The organism is Janthinobacterium sp. GW460-12-1-14-LB5, assembly GCF_059423585.1.
The window spans coordinates 62638-77947 of record NZ_JBWKYD010000004.1 but is presented as its reverse complement, the minus strand read 5'-3'; the positions used below and the strand labels follow the sequence as shown (position 1 = coordinate 77947).

15 protein-coding genes are annotated in these 15310 nt (G+C 65.6%); 10 read left to right on the top strand and 5 right to left on the bottom strand.

All coding sequences use genetic code 11. The annotated features are described in order from the left end of the window. The first annotated feature begins 110 nt into the window (after positions 1 to 110). Entirely contained in the window at positions 111 to 2678 is a 2568-nt protein-coding gene (locus tag AC07X6_RS04960; protein ID WP_494790279.1) for a TonB-dependent receptor, read from the top strand. 24 nt (positions 2679 to 2702) lie between these two features. Here AC07X6_RS04960 and AC07X6_RS04955 read toward each other — a convergent pair whose 3' ends face one another. Together AC07X6_RS04955 and AC07X6_RS04950 are read right to left on the bottom strand one after the other, a co-directional pair. Further along, positions 2703 to 3509 (bottom strand): response regulator transcription factor, encoded by an 807-nt coding sequence (locus AC07X6_RS04955; protein ID WP_494790278.1) that lies wholly within the window; start codon positions 3507 to 3509, stop codon positions 2703 to 2705. A gap of 12 nt (positions 3510 to 3521) precedes the next feature. Beyond that, a complete protein-coding gene (locus AC07X6_RS04950) occupies positions 3522 to 3650 on the bottom strand; it encodes a hypothetical protein (protein ID WP_268993984.1) in 129 nt (42 codons plus the stop codon). 207 nt (positions 3651 to 3857) lie between these two features. On the opposite strand from AC07X6_RS04950, the gene AC07X6_RS04945 reads away from it, so the two are divergent. Genes AC07X6_RS04945 through AC07X6_RS04930 form a run of 4 tightly spaced genes read left to right on the top strand, consistent with a single transcriptional unit; the run spans position 3858 to position 8521 of the window. After that, entirely contained in the window at positions 3858 to 4388 is a 531-nt protein-coding gene (locus AC07X6_RS04945; RefSeq protein ID WP_494790277.1) for a Csu type fimbrial protein, read from the top strand. Between the two features lie 12 nt (positions 4389 to 4400). Then, positions 4401 to 5129, top strand: coding sequence for a fimbrial biogenesis chaperone (locus AC07X6_RS04940; protein WP_230541329.1), 729 nt, complete (start codon positions 4401 to 4403; stop codon positions 5127 to 5129). Positions 5130 to 5165: 36 nt separating this feature from the next. Further along, positions 5166 to 7514, top strand: coding sequence for a fimbria/pilus outer membrane usher protein (locus tag AC07X6_RS04935; RefSeq protein ID WP_494790276.1), 2349 nt, complete (start codon positions 5166 to 5168; stop codon positions 7512 to 7514). Continuing rightward, complete coding sequence (locus tag AC07X6_RS04930) at positions 7514 to 8521, top strand: Csu type fimbrial protein (RefSeq protein ID WP_494790275.1); 1008 nt, start codon at positions 7514 to 7516, stop codon at positions 8519 to 8521. The genes AC07X6_RS04935 and AC07X6_RS04930 overlap by 1 nt, the downstream gene beginning before the upstream one ends. Here AC07X6_RS04930 and AC07X6_RS04925 read toward each other — a convergent pair. Next, a complete protein-coding gene (locus AC07X6_RS04925; protein ID WP_494790274.1) occupies positions 8518 to 8754 on the bottom strand; it encodes a hypothetical protein in 237 nt (78 codons plus the stop codon). The genes AC07X6_RS04930 and AC07X6_RS04925 overlap by 4 nt on opposite strands. Positions 8755 to 8996: 242 nt before the next feature. On the opposite strand from AC07X6_RS04925, the gene AC07X6_RS04920 reads away from it, so the two are divergent. Together AC07X6_RS04920 and AC07X6_RS04915 are read left to right on the top strand one after the other, a co-directional pair. Continuing rightward, positions 8997 to 9554: a winged helix-turn-helix transcriptional regulator gene (locus tag AC07X6_RS04920; RefSeq protein WP_076565423.1), complete on the top strand. Its 558-nt coding sequence runs from the start codon at positions 8997 to 8999 to the stop codon at positions 9552 to 9554. Positions 9555 to 9723: 169 nt separating this feature from the next. Then, the gene (locus tag AC07X6_RS04915; protein ID WP_494790273.1) at positions 9724 to 10161 is read left to right on the top strand and encodes a CHRD domain-containing protein; all 438 of its coding nucleotides are present in this window, start codon (positions 9724 to 9726) and stop codon (positions 10159 to 10161) included. A gap of 39 nt (positions 10162 to 10200) precedes the next feature. On the opposite strand, the gene AC07X6_RS04910 is transcribed toward AC07X6_RS04915, so the two are convergent. Together AC07X6_RS04910 and AC07X6_RS04905 are read right to left on the bottom strand one after the other, a co-directional pair. Continuing rightward, on the bottom strand, positions 10201 to 10854 hold the full coding sequence (locus AC07X6_RS04910) for an FMN-binding negative transcriptional regulator (RefSeq protein ID WP_494790272.1): 654 nt from the start codon (positions 10852 to 10854) through the stop codon (positions 10201 to 10203). Next, positions 10855 to 11316: an OsmC family protein gene (locus AC07X6_RS04905; RefSeq protein ID WP_474294392.1), complete on the bottom strand. Its 462-nt coding sequence runs from the start codon at positions 11314 to 11316 to the stop codon at positions 10855 to 10857. A 105-nt stretch (positions 11317 to 11421) separates the two neighbouring features. Between AC07X6_RS04905 and pdxR the strand changes: the two genes are divergently transcribed. Genes pdxR through mnmC1 form a run of 3 tightly spaced genes read left to right on the top strand, consistent with a single transcriptional unit; the run spans position 11422 to position 15136 of the window. Beyond that, a complete protein-coding gene (pdxR, locus tag AC07X6_RS04900; protein WP_494790271.1) occupies positions 11422 to 12903 on the top strand; it encodes a MocR-like pyridoxine biosynthesis transcription factor PdxR in 1482 nt (493 codons plus the stop codon). Between the two features lie 38 nt (positions 12904 to 12941). Then, positions 12942 to 13505 (top strand): DNA-3-methyladenine glycosylase I, encoded by a 564-nt coding sequence (locus AC07X6_RS04895; RefSeq protein WP_494790270.1) that lies wholly within the window; start codon positions 12942 to 12944, stop codon positions 13503 to 13505. Continuing rightward, the gene (gene mnmC1, locus AC07X6_RS04890; protein ID WP_494790269.1) at positions 13505 to 15136 is read left to right on the top strand and encodes an FAD-dependent 5-carboxymethylaminomethyl-2-thiouridine(34) oxidoreductase MnmC1; all 1632 of its coding nucleotides are present in this window, start codon (positions 13505 to 13507) and stop codon (positions 15134 to 15136) included. The genes AC07X6_RS04895 and mnmC1 overlap by 1 nt, the downstream gene beginning before the upstream one ends. The last annotated feature ends 174 nt before the right edge of the window (positions 15137 to 15310 follow it).

Sequence of the window (15310 nt, the reverse complement as noted above, 5' to 3'; positions counted from 1 at the left end):
AGTCATTCCCATCCATTTCGTTGTCGTTTGCCCGCTGGCCTACCCGGTCCGCGTGCCCCTGCTCGGCCTTTTTTATCGAAAAAAGGCTGCAATCCCAAGAAGAGGAAACCATGTTCAAACCACTCGCCATCAGTCTTGCCATCGCCGCCGCCTTTCCCTCCGTCGCCACCATCGCCCACGCAGAGGAGGACATGCTGCGGGTCAACGTCACCGGATCGAATATCCGCGTCAGCGAAAAGGAGGGCGCCAGCGCCGTGCAAGTCATCACGGCCAAGGAATTGAAAGCCAGCGGCAAGACCAGCGTGTCGGACGTGCTGCGCGCCATCTCCGCCAACAGCGGCAACAGCTACAACGAACAATATACGGGCAGTTTCTCGGCCGGCACCTCGGGCCTGTCGCTGCGCGGCATCGGCCAGCAAAACACCCTGATCCTCGTCAATGGCCGCCGCGTGGCCAGCTACGCCACGGCGCAGGATTTGCAGCAGACCTTCGTCGACCTGAACAGCCTGCCGATGGCGGCCGTGCAGCGCATCGAAGTGCTCAAGGATGGCGCTTCGTCCGTCTACGGCTCCGACGCCGTGGCCGGCGTGGTCAACATCATCCTGTACAAGGAATTCACGGGCACGGACATCACGGCGCAATGGGGCGGCTCGACGCAAGGCACGGGCCAGCACGAAAAGAGCGCGGCGCTGCAGACGGGTTTCGGCAAGCTGGAGGAAGACGGCTACAGCGTGGTCTTCTCGGTCGATGCGCAGCAGCGCGACAAGCTGCAGCAAAGCGACGTGGCATGGCTGCGCGGCGCCGATTTCCGCCAGCAGCAGCGCGGCGGCCTGGGCTGGAACGTGACGAATTACGCCGGTGCCGATCCCACGCAGACCCTGGGCGGCGTGCGCGGCCCGCTGCAGCTGGTGCCGTACAGCGCCATCAACCCGGACGGCGCGGGGCAGGTGCTGGCCTACAATCCGTCGCCCTACGAAACCCTGATCCCGGGCATCCAGCGCATCCACTCCTCGCTGCGCGGCACCGTGAAACTGAACGCGGACACGGAAGCCTACGTCGACCTGCTGCACAGCTATTCGCGCGCCGACCAGACCTTCAGCGCGCCGTTGACGGTGAGCAGCTCGCTGCGCGCGTGGAACAACGGCACCAAGCGGCTCGACACGATTCCCGTGGTGCTGCCCGTGGGGCATCCGAACAATCCGGGCGCGACGCCCCTGCCGTTCACGGCTACCCTGTTCGACCTGGGGCCGCGCCTGAAGCAGGACAAGGTGACGTTCTACCGCGCGCTGGCGGGCGTCAAGGGCACCCTGGCGGGCTGGGACTGGGATGCGGCCGTGGCCCATTCCAGCAGCAAGCTGGAAGAGACGGTGCAGAATTTCGTCAACCGCTACGAATTCGAAAAAGTGCTGGCCGACGGCAGCTACAATTTCTTTGATCCATCGCAAAACAGCGAAGCGGTGCGCAACCGCCTGCGCCTGTCGACCCTGCGCCCGGCCGAATCGACGCTCGACACGCTCGACTTCTCGGCGGCCAAGGATATCTGGAACTTGCCGGCCGGCCCGCTGGGCTTTGCCGCCGGCTTCCAATGGCGCCGCGAAAAGATGGATTCGCAAACCTCGACGGCCGTGCTGTCGGGCACGGAACTGCGTCCGGCGCTCAATATCATCGAGGGTTCGCGCAGCGTGTCGGCGCTGTTTGCCGAATTCAATGTGCCGGTGCTCAAGGACCTGTCCGTCAACGTGGCGGGACGCGCCGACCATTACAGCGATTTCGGCAATGCGTTTTCGCCCAAAGCCAGCGCCCGCTATCAGGCGGCGCCCTGGTTATTGCTGCGCGGCACCGTCTCGCGCGCCTTCCGCGCCCCGTCGCTGCCGGAAATCACCGACAGCACGGCCGTCAGCTATACCGGCGTGATCGATCCGCGCGACCCGTTGACGCCGACGCTGTCGCGCGGCGTGACGGTCATCACCATCGCCAATCCGGCGCTGCGCCCCGAGCGCTCGAAAAACCTGAACCTGGGCGTGGTGATTTCGCCCACCAGCAGTTCCAGCATCGGCCTCGATTACTACCGCATCCGGCAGGAAGGCGTGATCGGCACGGAAAGCGCCACCACCACCCTGGACAATGAATTGACGTCGCCGGAAAAGGTCGCGCGCGGCGCCGATGGCCGCATCACGACCCTGTACCGCCAGTTCCGCAACCAGGGCCAGCGTGACGTGTCGGGCATCGATCTCGACCTGCGCCAGCGCTTCGTCGACCAGGACTGGGGCAAGCTGACCCTGGCCGGCCAGCTGAGCCGCGTGCTGCGCTTTGCCGAACCGCTGTCCGACGGCGCGCCGCTGACGAACGGCGCCGGCACCAATTATTTCGGCTCCATCCCGAAATGGCGCGGCGTCACCTCGGCCACGTGGGAGCAGGGCAAGTGGTCGTCCACGCTCACCTGGAACTACGTGGGCAGCTATGCGCAAAACACGCACCTCGACGAGTCCGTGGCCGCCTTCAGCACCTTCGACGTGACCAGCAGCTGGCAAGTCACGCCAGCGGCGAACGTCACCTTCATCGTGCAGAACCTGGCCAACAAGCGCGCGCCGTGGGATTACTCGGCATCGGGCTTCGATTTTACCCAGAGCGACCCGCGCGGCCGCTTCGCGTCGCTCAAGCTGAACTACAAGTTCTAGGGTGCGAGGGGGCATGCGTGCCCCTCAGTGCCCGTTCGACACCTGCCGCTGGCCCGTCTGCTCCTGCAGGCGCTGGCGGTAGGCGCTGGGCGTGACGCCCATGCGTTCGCGGAAGGCCGTGGCGAAGTTGCCCGCGTTGTGGAAGCCGATCAGCAGGGCGATATCCTGCACGTCGATCTCGGTCTGTTGCAGCAACGCCACGCCACGCGCGATGCGCGCTTCGCGGATGAAGGCAAACACCGTCATGCCCGTCTGTTCGCGGAACATCAGGGTCAGCTTTTCGCGGTAAGTGCCCACGCTGCGGGCGATTTCGGACAGGTTGGGCAGGCTGGCCAGGTTGTCGAGGATAAGTTGCTTGACGGCATTGACGAACACCAGGTCGGGATGCTGCAGCTTGTCGCTGATCGGCGTTGCTGCCGGCAAGGTACTGTTGCTTTTACGCATCAAGCCCAGGTGGATATGGATACGCGCGGCCAGTTCTTCCGGCGTGAACGGCTTCGAAATGTAGTCGACGCCCCCCACCTGCAAGCCCATGATGCGCTCCTTGGCGGCATCGGCGCCGCTGAGAAAAATCACGGGAATGGATTCCGTTTCGGGATTCGCCTTGAGCAAACGGCACGCCGTGTAGCCATCCATTTCCGGCATGCGCACGTCGAGCAGGATCAGGTCGGGATGCGTGGCCAGCGCCAGCTGGTAGCCCTGGTAGCCATTGAACGCGATGCTGAAACGGTAGGGCTGCTCGCTCAGCAGTTCCATCAGCATGCGCTGCTCGAACGCGGAATCGTCCACGATCAAGATGTTTTTTTTGATGGTTTCGCTGGTCAATGGCATGGCATGGATGACTTAACCAAATAGCAAGTTGTGGCTTATTATGCCTCGCTTTTTCTTTTTTTTCTGCTTTTCTCGTGTTTCAAAAGATGTTTCTCCGCCAGAAGAAGCGCCGATTTCCCAGATCGCCAATAATTCACTCATGCATTGATTTTAAGCAATGTCGCTTGCCAAAAAATCTGTTTTGCCAATGCTGCAAAAAGTGCCGGAGTCCCCGGGTTCCTGACTCTCGGCGCGCGTAGTTTGTCGTCCTGGTTTGCGTGCCCCAGAAAACGCCGGCAATACCGTGACTATCCTCGAGCCCTTCATGCCGATGGGCGCATTAATGATGTTTCGTCATCAGGAGGTATCATGTTGCGAGTTATTTCACCCCGCTTGACCGCTGCCGCCAGTGTCGTCCTTGCCGCTACGGCCCTCCTGCCTGGCTACGCCGATGCCGCCGTGTATCTGAACGGCAGCAACACCACGACCTTTGACGTCACCCTGAAAATCATCGCCAATTGCACCATTGCGGCGGCCAATCTCGACTTTGGCCAAAGTCAGGGCGTACTGGCTACTGCCGTGAACGTCAATACGACCGTGAACGTCACCTGCACCAATACCACGCCGTACAACGTGGGCTTGACGGCGGGCACGGGCACGGGCTCGAGCGGCACCACGCGCTACCTGAGCGGCACCGGCGGCAACCTGGGGACGGTGCAATTTAACCTGTACCAGACGGCCGGCAGCACCTTGTGGGGCGATACGCAGGGCACGAATACCGTCGGCGGCATCGGCAACGGTTCGTCGCAGCCGATCACGGTGTACGGCAACATTCCGCCGCAAGCGACGCCGGCGCCCGATACCTACAAGTCGACCATCACGGCCACCGTTTACTTTTAAGCCAGGCGCTGCGTGAAGGCCGCTTCGAATTCCCTGATGAAAAGCGTGCTGGCGCTGCTGGCCTGCTGTGCTGCGGGCGCGAACGGCGCCAATCTGCAGATTTCGCCGGTGACGCTCACGTTGCGCGCCGTACAGAGTGCGGCCGGCATCAATCTGCAAAACCTCGGGGACCAGCCCATCTACGGGCAGGTGCGGGTGTTCGCCTGGGACCAGCGCGATGGCGAGGAAACGCTGGCGCCGACGCAGGAGCTGGTGGCCAGTCCGCCGATCGTCGAAATCGCCGCCAACAGCCGCCAGACCATCCGCCTCGTGCGTGCCCAGGCTGGCCCTGTCGCGCAGGAAAAGACGTATCGCGTGCTCATCGATGAAGTCAGCCGCGAAGATGATGCGGGCCGCAGCGGCGTCGATATCCGCCTGCGCTATTCGGTGCCCGTGTTCGTGCTGCCGGCCGCTGCGCCGGGCAAGGAAGTGCTCGACTGGCAAGTCTTCCGCGAGCGGGGCGAGTGGATGTTGCGTATCAAGAACAGCGGCAATGTCCATGCGCAGATCGGTGCGATGACGTTCACGAACCAGGCGGGCAAGGAGTTTACCGTCAGCAAGGGGCTGTTTGGTTATGTCCTGGCCGAACGCATGCGCGTATGGCGCCTGCCCGTCGCCAGGGAGGCCGAACTGGATGGGCCGTTGAGTATTGCGGTGAATGTGAATGCGAAGGCGCTCATTGCCAAGAATTCGACACCTTGAACATGGCCGCGATGGCGGGCGCGACCGGCGTGAAGCATGAAACGCGTGCTGGCAGCGTTGCTGTTGCTGGTCATGGCGCCGCTGGCCCGGGCCGATGGCGCGGCGGCCGTGACGGGCGCCGATCCGGGGCCGGCCAGCTTGCCCACCGATCCGGCGGCGCCGAATGAACTGTATCTGGAGGTAAGTGTGAATGCTGTTTCAACCGGGCTGATCTTGCGTTTTACCCAGGTGGGCAAGACCTTGCGCAGCAGCGTGGCGAACTTGCAGGAGCTGGGGCTGGACCCGGCGCGCCTGGTCGCGTCCGGTCAGACCGAGGTGGCGCTCGATGCGATTCCCGGACTCAGCTATGAATATGATGCGGCGCGCCAGAGCGTGTCGCTGCAGGTGGCGGACGACTTGCGTTCGCCTTACCGCATCAGTGCGCGCCCGGCGGCGCAGACGCCGCCATCGCGCGTCACGCCCGGCGCCGTCCTCAATTACGAAGCTTATACGGAATTGGGGCAGACGCGGCGTGCCGCCCTGTTCAATGATTTGCGCTATTTCAATGACAGCGGTGTTTTCAGCAATACCGGCACGGTGAACCTGGGCGCGGACCAGCGCAAGTACATGCGTTTTGACACCTTCTGGAGCCATGCCGATCCCGAGACCCTGCAAACGTGGCAGGTGGGCGACTTGATTTCCTCCTCGCTCAGCTGGAGCCGCGCCGTGCGCGTGGGCGGCGTGCAGTGGCGCAAGAATTTCCAGCTGCGCCCCGACCTGCTGACCTTTCCCGTCGCCTCCGTCGATGGCACGGCGCTGGTGCCGTCGTCGCTGAGCCTGTATGTGAATGGCGTGCAGCAATATTCGGCCAGCGTGCCCAGCGGTCCATTTGTCCTGAATCAAGTGGCCGGCATCAATGGCGCCGGACAAGCCACCCTCATCACCCGCGATGCGCTGGGGCGCAGCGTGACGACCGTGCTGCCCCTGTATGTCGATACGCGCATGCTGGCCAGCGGCTTGAGCGATTATTCGGTCGAGGCGGGCGCCGTGCGGCGCGACTATGGCCGCCGCCTGTTCGGCTATGAGCGGCAGCTGGTCGCCAGCGCTTCCGGCCGCCATGGCGTCAGCGATCACTTCACCATCGAAGGCCATGCGGAACTGGCGGCCGGCCTGTACCAGGCGGGGGCGGGCGCGCTGGTGCGGCTGGGCCAGGCGGGCGTGCTCAACGGTTCGTTGTCGGCCAGTGCCGGGCGCAGCCGCGGTGCGCAGCTGGGCGCCGGCTACCAGTACATGGGGCCGCGCTTCAGCATCGATGTGCAGAGCGTGCGCGCCAGCGCCCGCTTTGGCGACCTGGCCTCGCGCGACGGCAGCCCCGTGGTGCGCGCGGCGGACCGTCTCACCGTCAGCTTGCCCTTGCCGGCAGGAAGCAGCATCAGCAGCAGCTATATCCGCTACCGCACGCCCGGCGCGCCGCCATCGAAGCTGGCCACCATGGGCTATTCGGCCACCCTGTTTCACGGCCTGTTCTTCAACGCCAGCCTGTTCCAGGATTTGCGGCAACGCGAGAAACGGGGCTTTTACTTCGGCCTGAGCATGGCCTTCGACAACAATCTGGCCCTCAGCGTGAACAGCAGCCGGCAAAACGGCGAGAGCGGCCGCAGCGTCAGCGCGCAGCGCGCGGCGGACTTCGGCGGCGGCTTCGGCTGGAGCGTGCAGGCTGGCACGGCGGGCGGCAACGCCTACCGGCAGGCGCAGCTGGAATACCTGGGCAATGACGGCCGCGTGAGTGCGCGCACGCAAAGCAGCAGCATGGGCAATGCCTCCTCGCTGGGCGCAGCCGGCGCACTGGTACTGATGGATGGCCATGTCGAGGCGGCGCGCCAGGTGGGCAACGGTTTTGCGCTGGTGTCCACGGGCGGCGTGGCAAATATTCCCGTGTTGCATGAAAACCGCCAGATCGGCGTGACGGGCGGGAGCGGCTATCTGCTGGTGCCGAATTTGAATCCCTATGGCAACAACCAGATCAGCATCGCCACGGAGGAACTCGACGTCGACGCGCGCGTACCCGTGACAAATATCAATGTTGTGCCGCAACACCTGGCGGGCGTGCTGGCCGCGTTTCCCATCGAGCGCTACAGCGCGGCCACCGTCATCGTCCAGGATGCGCAGGGCAAGCCGCTGGCCACGGGCTTGCCCGTGCTGCACGTGCAAAGCGGCAAGCAGACGGTGGTGGGATTTGACGGCATCGTTTTCGTCGACGATTTGCGGGAACAGAATCAATTACAGCTGGGCGAGGGCGACAGCGCCTGCACGGTGCGTTTTGCCTATGCGCGTCCGGCGGCGGGCGGCTTGCCCGTGATCGGGCCGCTGCGCTGCGCCGCCGCCAGCGCCGGGGCGGGCCGCTGATGCGCCGCCTGCTGCCATGCCTGACCTTGCTGCTGGGCTGCGCCTGGGGCAGCGTGGCGCGGGCGGCCGATACCTGCACGGTCAGCATGACGAATATCGATTTCGGCACCGTCAGCCCGATTTCCGGCAGCGATTACGTGGCGCAGGCAACGGGCACCTTCAGCTGCCTGTTTTCCTCGCTGAACCTGGGACAGCTGCTCACGCCGAATGCGCAAGTGTGCATCTCGCTGGGACTGGGCACGAATTCCACCTCGGCCCTGCCGCGCAAGCTGGGCAACGGCAGCAACCGCATGGAATACAACGTGTACGTGGACAATTCGTATGCGACGGCGAAGATCTGGGGCGGCGCCGGCGTGGCGGGCGCGCCATCGACGTTCGGCATGATCCTGTCGGCCGGCCTGCTGGCCCCGCCCGGCACGTATTCCACCACCTTTACCGTGTACGCGAAGATTCCTGCCGGCAGCGCCCTGGCCGCCGTGCCCACGGTCGCCAACGCCAATACCGTCTATACATCGAGCTTTGCCGGCGTGGGCACGTACACCTACACGACGTATGGCCTGATTAACTTGCAGGGTTGCACGGCCAGCAGCGGCAGCTTCGGCTTTACGGTGAATGCCACCGCCGTCAACGATTGCACCATCACGGCCACGCCGATGGCGTTTGCCAACGCATCCATCCTGACGGGCAACTTGCGCAGCAGCAGCACCTTGTCCGTGCGCTGCGTGAACAACAATGCCTACCAGATTGCCCTGAACGGCGGCAGCGTGGCGGCCGATGTGGCCAACCGGCAAATGAAAAACATCTTAACGACGGACAAGGTCAGCTACCTGCTGTCAGCCACGCTCGATGGCCCGCTGTGGGGCGACGGCACGGCCGGCACCAGCATGGTGACGGGTACGGGCACGGGCGCCAGCGTGCCGCTGACGATTTACGGCCGCGTGCCGGCGCAGATGTCGCCGCGCCCCGGCGACTACAAGGACACGGTGACGGCAACGATTTATTTTTAGAACGTGATGGTAACGAGGCCGCTGTCCGATGGCGTCGCCTGCTGTTGCAGCAGATACGGCGTGTTGTGCTGGCAGCGCACCTGGGTGCTACCGCGCTGCGAGACGACGGTACACGCTTCGTGGACGACGAAGGTGGCCTGGAACGATGCGGAGGAAACGGTGGCGGCGGCGGTGGTCTGGCAGAGGGACAGGGTGAGCAAGATTGGCAGGACGGCAAATTTCAAAGGAGTCATCGTAAGCGTATCAGGTGAAAACGGACGGGAAACAACATTCTCTGACGCCGTTTTGCGCACCGGGATGGGAGAAGCTGGACTGGGCATGATTGTACTGGAGCAAGAAAAGTGTGAGTTTTCGCGTATTTTCAGGCGCTCGCCGGGGCGGGAGGCGGCTTGCAAAACGATAGTAACTAAGTTTCCGTGTGGCAACCGTAAGATTTTTTTTAATTGTTGTGTTGGATCAACGTGAGGAGACGGTCATGAAACATACCAACTTTAATAATTTGCCCTGCCCGATTGCCCGCAGCCTGGGAAAGGTGGGCGAATGGTGGAGCATCCTCATCCTGCGCGAAGCGTTTTACGGCAAGACGCGTTTCGACGAATTTGAAAAAAGCCTCAAGATCGCGCCCACCATCCTGACGCGCCGCCTGGCCGACCTGGTGGAAGGGGGCTTGATGACGCGCCGCCTGTATTGCGCCAAGCCGCCCCGCTACGACTATGTGCTGACCAAGCCCGGGCGCGCCTTCAAGCCCGTCTTGCTGGCTTTTATTGCCTGGGGGAATGAAAACTTCGCTCCGGAAGGCGCCAGCCTCGTCATTGCCAGCCGCGACACGGGCCTGGCCGCCGATCCGGTGCTGGTCGACGCCATGACGGGCTTGCCCATCAATGACGAGTACTACGCGTTCGCGCCGGGGCCGGCCGCCAGCGACAGCATGCGCAGCATCATCCTCGATGCGGAAAAAAGCAGCGGCATCGCGCCCAAGCCGAAGGCGCCGCCCGCCAACCGGGGCTGGGTGGCGGAAGGCCATCTGGCCTGAGGACGCGGCAGCGGGCGAGCATCAGGTTTGGCGCACAGCAAAGCGGACACGGCGGTATGGCGTTACCGTCGTATTACGGCAAGATTTTTTTGCGCGCTACGCGGCGCAGGCCCCGCTGTGCGGGGCAGGGCGCCATCCGTGATCCGATGTCCGTTGAAGGAGTACTGCGATGAGCACATTGCAACAACCCGTGCGCCGCGCCGCCATCGTGCTGGCGCTGGCCGCCCTGCTGGGCGCCTGTTCCCATGGTCCGCATCACCCGGGCGGCCATGATGTCACCTTGACGGGCGCGCAGGAAGTGCCGCCCAACACCAGCATGGCCACCGGCAGCAGCAATATCCGCGTCGCCCACGACCGCAGCGTCAGCGGCGGCGTGCGCTACACGGGCATGGTGGCCACTGTCGCGCATATCCATGAAGCGCCAGCGGGCGCCAACGGCCCCGTCATCGTGCCCCTGATGCAGACCAGCGCCGGCATGTTTGCCGTGCCGGCCGGCGCCATGCTTACGCCGTCCCAGTATGCGAGCTACCAGGCCGGCAACCTGTACGTGAACGTGCACAGCGCCGCCTATCCGGCCGGCGAGATCCGCGCCCAGCTCAAGCCCTAGCCGGCCATCCTCGCCATCACCTTTCCCTTTCGGCGGCCGTCAGCTGGCTGAGCTGACGTTGGCGGCGATCAGCGCGCCCAGCGCCTGCGCCGCGCCGGCTTGATGGCCCTGCGCCAGGCCCTGCGCCATGCTGGCCTGGTCCTGCAGGCTGCGGTTCTGCCCCAGCTTCCATTTGCCTTCCAGGCGCGTGAGGGGGATTTCGATGCCGACGATGGCTTTCAGCAGTTTGTCGATATAGCCGGCCGGCGCGTCGCTTACCTTCCACGGCGCGGCTTGATTGGCCTCATGGCGCGCCGTCAGCCGCTCCACCAGTCCCAGCAGCCATGCCGCATCGTCGATGGCGCGCAGGGGGCCGTGCGCGTGCACCACCGCATAGTTGAAGGTGGGGACTTCCTTGCCGCTGCGCTGCTTTTCCGCATACCAGGCGGGCGTGATGTAGGCATGCGGTCCCTGGAAGATCACCATGCAGTCGTCGCCCGCACCGGCGGCGCGCCACGCGGGATTGGCGCGTGCCACGTGGGCGTGCAGGATGCCGAACGGCGCGTCAAGCGTGGGCGCGGCGATCTCGAACGGCAGATGGTCGGCGCACAGGCCATCGGCGCCGTGGCGCACCAGCGCGCCCAGCGGATGCGCGTCGATCAGGCCATGCAGCACGTCGAGCCGCTCTTCGCGGAAGGAGGAGGGCGTGTGCATTCAGTGGACTCCTTGCACGACGACGTCGGCCGTCAGCGAATTGGCGATGTAGCAGCGCTCGTGCGCATCGTGGTGCAGGGCGGCCAAGGCCTCGGGCGTAGGCGGCGTTCCCGCGAAGGCGATGCGCGGGCGCAGCACGATGCGCGTCATGGCCAGGCGGCCTTGTGCATTCTTGCCCAGTTCGCCGACGGCATCGTCGCGGTAGTCGTCGATGACGTAGCCGCGCTGCGCAGCCAGCGACAGGAAGAACAGCATGTGGCAACTCGACGTGGCGGCCACCAGCGCCTCTTCCGGGTCGACATTTTCCGCCACCGACATGGGCAGCGGCACGGACAGGGGCGACGACGAGGCGGGCACGCGCAAACCGCCGTCGAACCGCCATTCATGGCCGCGGCTGTAGCGCTGGCCGGCGAAATCCTGGCCGTCGCGCTGCCAGGCCACGGTGGCGAAAAATTGATGCATGGGTGCTCCGCAAGAGTGAGGGGATGCGCCATCTTAGCGCCAGTCTTGGCTATTTAAAACAGCCAATAAGTGCTATCTTGAAGCTACCAATTTTAGAATGCCACCATGCCAGCTTCCCACCTGCTCCACATCATCGCCGCCTTGCCGCTGCAGCGCGGCGCGGCCGAGCCGCTGTTCCGCCAGCTGTATGCCGCCATCAAGGCGGCCATCCTCGATGGCAGCATGCATCCCGGCATGCAGCTGCCGCCCACGCGCGAGTTTTGCCGCCTGCTGGCCGTGTCGCGCCAGACGGTGCTCAATGCGTATGCGCTGCTGACGGCCGAAGGCTATCTCGATGGCGCCGTGGGGCGCGGCACTTTTGTCAGCGTCGACGTACCGCTGTCGGCACCTGCTCCGGCAGCGGCGCCCGGCCTGCTGCGGCCCCTGTCGGCGCGCGGGCAGGGCGTGGTGACGGCCATGCGCCAGGTGGCGTTTCACCGGGGCCCGCTGCGCGCCTTCCGCGTCGGCATGCCGCGCATCGACCATTTTCCATTCGACGTGTGGAACCGCCTGGAAGCGCGGCGCTGGCGCCGGCCCGACCACCAGTTCGGCTACAGCGACCCGGCCGGCTACCTGCCGCTGCGCGAACTGCTGTGCGTGTACCTGAAGGCGTCGCGCGGCGTCCAGTGCACGCCGCAGCAGATCGTCATCACGTCCGGTTCGCAGCAGGCGCTGTTCATGCTGTCGACCATCCTGCTGGCGCCGGGCGAGTCAGCCTGGATGGAGTCGCCCGGCTACCGGGGCGCCAGCGGCCCGCTGCGCGCGGCCGGCGCGCGCGTGTTTCCCGTCCCCATCGATGCGCAGGGGCTGGACGTGGCCTACGGCGTGGCGCACTGCCCGCAGGCGAAGCTGGCCTACGTGACGCCGTCGCACCAGATGCCGCTGGGCGTGAGCATGAGTTTGCCCCGCCGCCTGGCCCTGCTGGCCTGGGCCGCGCAAAACAAAGCCTGGCTGGTGGAAGACGATTACGACAGCGAATACCGCTACACGGGCGCGCCGCTGGCCTCGCTGCAAAGCCTGGACCGGGCCGGCTGCGTGGTCTACGTGGGCACCCTGTCGAAAGTGCTGTTTCCCGGGCTGCGCCTTGGTTACATGGTGGCGCCGCCCGCGCTGGCCGAGGCGCTGGTGCAGGCCAAGGCCGTGATGGACCGCCACACGGCCATCGTGCCGCAGATGGCGCTGGCCGATTTCATCGCCGAGGGCCACTTTGGCCGGCATATCCGCCGCACGCGCGACAGCAATGCGGAGCGGCGCGACCTGCTGGTGCGCGGCCTGGCAAACGAACTGGGCGACCAGCTCGCGTGCGGTCCGGCCGACAGCGGGCTGGAACTGTGCGCGTATTTTCGCGGCGATCACGATGAGGAAGCGGTGTCGCGCGCGGGACTGGCGCGGGGCATCGAATTGCGCCCGCTGGGGCACTATGCCGACCCGGCGGCGGGGCCCGAATGCGCCACGCCGCCCGGGCTGCTGCTGGGCTTTGCGGCCATTCCCCCGGCCGAGATGGCGCACGGCTTGCAGGAACTGGGGCGCATCCTGCGCGGCCGATAATCTATACTGGGACTTGCCTGCACATGAAGACGACGACCATGACTATTATCCGCTGCGCCTGGGCCAATCCGGCCAATCCCCGCTACCTTGCGTATCACGACACGGAGTGGGGCGTGCCCTGCCACGACGAGCGCCGGCTGTTCGAGATGCTGAACCTGGAAGGCGCACAGGCTGGCCTGAGCTGGGAAACCATCCTCAACAAGCGCGATACCTACCGCGCCGCCTTCGACGGCTGGGATGCGGAAAAAATCGCCGCGTACGGTCCGGACAAGGTGGCGCAACTGCTGGCGGACCCCGGCATCGTGCGCAACCGCTTGAAGGTGGCGGCGGCCATCACGAATGCGCAAGCCTACCTGCGCCTGCGCGCCGAGGGCCACACGCTCGACAGCTTCCTGTGGGCGTACGTCGATGGCCTGCCCATCGTCAACAGCTGGCAGCCGGGCGAATTCCCCGCCACGACGGCCCTGTCCGACAAACTGTCGAAAGACTTGCTCAAGCGGGGCTTCAAGTTCGTCGGTTCGACCATCATCTACGCCTACATGCAGGGCATCGGCATGGTCAACGACCACGCGCCCGCCTGCTTTTGCCGCGCGGGGCATTGATGCGCCGCGCACACGTCCTGCTCGACACGGATTTCGACGGCGCGCGCCTGCGTGCCGCCTGCGCCGCGCATGGCGGCCGCAAGCTGCATTACATCGCGCTGGCGCCGCGTCCCGTCGATGCCAGCCACTTGCCCGAGCCGTGGCGCGCACAGTGGCCGCCCTGCGTGCCGGGCCTGCACCGCATGGTGTCGCGCGACGGTCTCGTCACGCTCGATGTGCTGATCGGCGAGTCCGATGCCTGCCTGGCGCAATTGTCGGCGCGTGTCGATGAAGTACACCTGGCCTGGGTGCCGGCAGCCACGCCGGTGCTGGCGCGCCTGATGGCCGATGGCGCCCGTCTGCAAGCCGTGCACCTGGAGGAAGCGCAGCGCGCGGCCCTGCAAAAGCATGGCTTTGTGTTTGACGAGAGCCAGCTGCGCGCCGTGTTCTATGCACGGCGCGCAGAGCACGTGGCAGTTGTGGCGCCCGAGCGGCGCGCCATCGTCGTCGGCGCGGGCGTGGCCGGCGCCGCCGCCTGCGAACGGCTGGCCGCGCGCGGCTGGCAGGTGACCCTGATCGAACGCCACGCCCAGCCGGCCAGCGAAGCGTCGGGCAACCTGGCTGGCATCTTCATGCCGCAGTTGTCGAAGGACGACAATATCGCCACGCGCCTGGTGCGCGCCGCCTACCTGTACTCGCTGCGCTACTGGCAAGACCTGGGCGGCATCGGCGTTGCCTTTGACGGCGCGCAATGCGGCGTGCTGCAACTGGCGCGCGATGGCGCGCATGCGCAGGTGCAGCGGCAGATCGCCGGCAGCGGCCTGTATCCGCCCGGCTTCGCCCGCTGGCTGGAAGCGCCCGAAGCGGCCGCCATGCTGGGCGCGCCGGCGTCCGATGGCGCCTGGTGGTTCGCACAGGGCGGCTGGGCGCGCCCATCCTCCGTCTGCGCGGCCATGCTGGACGCCTGCGGCGCCTTGCTCACGCGGCGCTTTGCCAGCAGCGCCCTGCGCCTGGAGCGCGGCGACGGCGAATGGCTGGTGCGCGATGCGGACGGTGCCCTGATCGCCGCCGCGCCCACCGTCATCCTGGCGGCGGGCACGGGCGCTGTACACTTTGAACAGGCGGCCGGCCTGCCGCTCGACGCCGTGCGCGGCCAGGTCACGCACCTGGCCGAAGGCAGCTTGCCATCGCTGCCGTTCGTCGTCTGCCGCGAAGCCTATATGACGCCGGCGCACCAGGGCATCGTCTGCGTGGGCGCCAGCTACGACGCGGACGCGGACGCCAAGCTGCGCCCGTCGAGCCAGGAAGAAAATATCGCGAAGATCGCCGGCATCCTGGACGTGGCCCCGTTCGACGCGCCGCTGGCCGGCCGCACGGGCTTTCGCTGCGTGGCGCCGGACCGTTTGCCGCTGGCGGGCGCCTTGCCCGACCCCGGCGTGCCGGGCCGCTGCGAGCGCCTGCGCGACGTGCCGCGCTGGCCCGGCCTGCATGGCTTGCTCGGTTACGCCTCGCGCGGCCTGATCTGGGCGCCGCTGGCGGCCGAGCTGCTGGCTTGCCAGCTGGAGGGGGAGCCGCTGCCGCTGGAATCTTCGCTTGCCGCCGCATTGGATCCTGCGCGCTTCCTGTTGCGCGAGCGCCGGCGCGCTGGTTGAGCGTTGGTGCAGAGCAGGCGACGGCTGGGGTCAGACCCTCAACACCGCTGACGCAAAGCCTGGCGCCAACGCACATGAGGGTCTGCCCCCCTATGCGGACGCTCCGCGCGTCATCCCTATATCTGTTTTTCAGCTTTCCAAACTCTTTTTAATTTGTTTTCCGAACAACATAAG